The 2,574-nt window shown below is 37.2% G+C and carries 5 protein-coding genes; all 5 read left to right on the top strand.

Annotated elements, in window-relative coordinates; genetic code table 11:
- The first annotated feature begins 144 nt into the window (after nucleotides 1-144).
- Entirely contained in the window at nucleotides 145-390 is a 246-nt protein-coding gene (locus L652_RS0105120) for a hypothetical protein (RefSeq protein ID WP_024594562.1), read from the top strand.
- A 173-nt stretch (nucleotides 391-563) separates the two neighbouring features.
- Nucleotides 564-944 carry a hypothetical protein gene (locus tag L652_RS0105115; protein ID WP_002961912.1) on the top strand — a complete coding sequence of 127 codons (381 nt, stop codon included), beginning with the start codon at nucleotides 564-566 and terminating at the stop codon, nucleotides 942-944.
- Nucleotides 945-1,072: 128 nt separating this feature from the next.
- Nucleotides 1,073-1,531, top strand: coding sequence for a GAF domain-containing protein (locus L652_RS0105110; RefSeq protein WP_002961911.1), 459 nt, complete (start codon nucleotides 1,073-1,075; stop codon nucleotides 1,529-1,531).
- Entirely contained in the window at nucleotides 1,531-1,806 is a 276-nt protein-coding gene (locus tag L652_RS0105105) for a hypothetical protein (protein WP_024603345.1), read from the top strand. The genes L652_RS0105110 and L652_RS0105105 overlap by 1 nt, the downstream gene beginning before the upstream one ends.
- 15 nt (nucleotides 1,807-1,821) lie before the next feature.
- The gene (gene proQ / locus L652_RS0105100; protein ID WP_002961909.1) at nucleotides 1,822-2,472 is read left to right on the top strand and encodes an RNA chaperone ProQ; all 651 of its coding nucleotides are present in this window, start codon (nucleotides 1,822-1,824) and stop codon (nucleotides 2,470-2,472) included.
- Nucleotides 2,473-2,574: the final 102 nt, after the last annotated feature.

Here is a 2,574-nt window from a genome sequence, read left to right as displayed (position 1 = left end):
CAGCCATTGTGTTAAGTATTGTGTATGTTGAGATGCTAATTCGACGAGGAAAGCAGCGCGAAGTTACATTATCAAAATTATTTCAATGCACTAAAAATGGCCTTTACACGCAACAAGCTAACTTAAATTGATTGGGAAACGACCATGCTAGAATTATTTATTGTAATAATTATATTTAGCTCACCCTTTTTGATTCTTACTATTACTAAACGTTATTTCACCTATAAAACTACAATAATGGCAGCGCACGCAAAATTTAAAGGACTAAATAATAACAAGATAACAAAATTAGAGGAACAAACAGCGATGTTGAGCAAAAGGGTGGCAGTGCTTGAGGAAATAGTAACATCTAGCCATTTTGAGTTATCAAATAAAATAGCTAAGTTATAAGCATTTTGATAAGTGTGACCCAAACTTATGAGCCTATTAATAAAGTAATAGGCTCATACTGCAATAAGGTTTATTTTTAATCATAAATTACGACCATAGTCTCTGTTTCTAACCTTTAGATCTTGGTGCATGCTTTATACATAGAATTTAGATTTGTGTATTAAGGATTTTAAATGAAACATCAGCTAGCAAAAAGCGTAGGGCTTTCGTTATTATCGCCTGTTATTGTAGGCAGTTTACTTGGTGTTTATTACTCACTTACGCTTGAAGGCGAGTTTGTATCAATATTTCTTACCTTATTAATGACTGCTATATCAAATGCACACATAGTAGGCTTAACAATGGCTGCTTTTGTTGTGCCTGGGTATTTACTCATGTTTAAGTATTCTAAAGTTAATTATTCAGGGGTATTAACTCTTGGACTACTAGGCGGAGCGATATTTAGTTACTTATTAAGTGCCACAACAGGGGAGATATTTTTGATCAATAGTGTAATGTCAGCATTCGCTGCTGGGCTGTTTTTGTTTGGTCTTCGTAAAACGGCAAAAAAATAATCGCAGCATTATTAACCAAGCGCACTGATAAACGGTGTGATTTCCTTTTTTTTACCTCCAAAAGGTTCCAATTTTTCACGACAAAGAGTACCTTTAGCTACTGTATGTTTAATAAGAAGTAGTTTGGTATGCAAAAGCACGATTTTTACCAGTCATTAGTTAAGCAAACTGAATCGCTGATAGCTGGTGAATCCAATGTAATTGCCAATATGGCAAACATAAGCGCGCTGTTATTTACCTCTTTAGAGGATGTAAATTGGGCGGGCTTTTACTTTATGGATTCTCCTACTGAATTAGTACTTGGTCCGTTTCAAGGTAACCCTGCATGCATTCGTATTCCAGTAGGAAAAGGTGTATGCGGAACTGCTGCGGCAACCGTAGAAACACAATTAATTGAAGATGTTCACGCTTTTGACGGCCACATAGCCTGTGATGCAGCGTCTAATTCTGAAGTGGTTGTACCTATCATGAAACATGGTAAAGTATTTGCTGTACTAGACATTGATAGTCCGAGTATTGGTCGATTTGATGCTGACGATAAAGCCGGTCTAGAAGCATTAGTAAAATGCTTAGAGGCGAGCTTGTAATGAAAGATTTGCTAAATGTTCAAGACTACCTATTTGCTGTACAAGATGTTGGCGACTGGGAAGGCGAAGAAGAACATGTAGCGGAAACGCTCAATGATTTGATTCATATTGCATGGGATCGTCTTCCAGATGATTCAGAATGTGAATTTATTGATGAAACAATTAATGGTATTTGGGAACACCTTCGAGGTGATATGGCTGNAGAAGCCGATTTCGAAGAGTTGGTCGACTGGGTAACACACTACGTCGATTCGTCCCTTGATGAAAAGATGTGAAAAATAGGTTCTAAAATGGAAACCACAAACAAGCTAAAAGATATTAATGAAGTGTTGGAATTTTTATATCAAGAATTCCCACAATGTTTTAAACAAAAAGATGGCATCAAGCCGCTTAAAGTAGGTATTTTTAAAGATATTGCTGAGCGTATTGAAGGGTCTGAAAAAGTAAGTAAGACTCAAGTTCGTCAAGCGCTTAGAAAATACACGTCTAACTGGCGTTATTTAGAAGCTGTGACCAAGTCAGAGTTTCGTATTGATCTTGATGGTAATCAAGGTGAAAAAGTTGAGCAAGAGCATATCGACCATGCACAAAAAGCATTGGAAGAAAGCCGCGCTAAAATGGCTAAACGCAAAAAACAACAGCGTCCTCGCCAAGATTCAGATTCTAAATCTTTCAAGAAAAAACCAGCTCATGCTAGCAAACCAGGCGATAAAAACGCTCCTGCAGCTAACAAACCTGCTAAAGCAGCGCCGGCTAAGCGTTCAGGAAAAATTGAACCTTTGCCAGCAACTGAGGTCAAGGTTAATAATAAGGTTAAGGTTAAACTTGGCCAAGCACTTGTAAATGCAGTAATAACTGAAGTGAACAAAGATGATGTTCATGTTGAGTTAGTAACAGGTATGCAAGTTAAAACCAAAGCTGACAGCTTATACATTGTTTAAGTTGTAAATAAATTAAGGAGTTGTGTATGAGTAAAAAGTTTACGCTCATTCCGTTAGTTGCTGCCCTGTTTTCAGGTTCATTATTTGCTGCTGTAGAAGCCG

The organism is Pseudoalteromonas sp. TB25 (genome assembly GCF_000497995.1).
Taxonomy (GTDB): domain Bacteria; phylum Pseudomonadota; class Gammaproteobacteria; order Enterobacterales; family Alteromonadaceae; genus Pseudoalteromonas; species Pseudoalteromonas distincta.
This window is presented reverse-complemented; position numbering and strand designations above follow the sequence as displayed.

Bases quoted from the DNA above. Each gene is read 5' to 3' on its own strand.
- proQ (WP_002961909.1), top strand. From the start codon at position 1,822: ATGGAAACCACAAACAAGCTAAAAGATATTAATGAAGTGTTGGAATTT.
- L652_RS0105115 (WP_002961912.1), top strand. From the start codon at position 564: ATGAAACATCAGCTAGCAAAAAGCGTAGGGCTTTCGTTATTATCGCCT.
- L652_RS0105120 (WP_024594562.1), top strand. From the start codon at position 145: ATGCTAGAATTATTTATTGTAATAATTATATTTAGCTCACCCTTTTTG.
- L652_RS0105110 (WP_002961911.1), top strand. From the start codon at position 1,073: ATGCAAAAGCACGATTTTTACCAGTCATTAGTTAAGCAAACTGAATCG.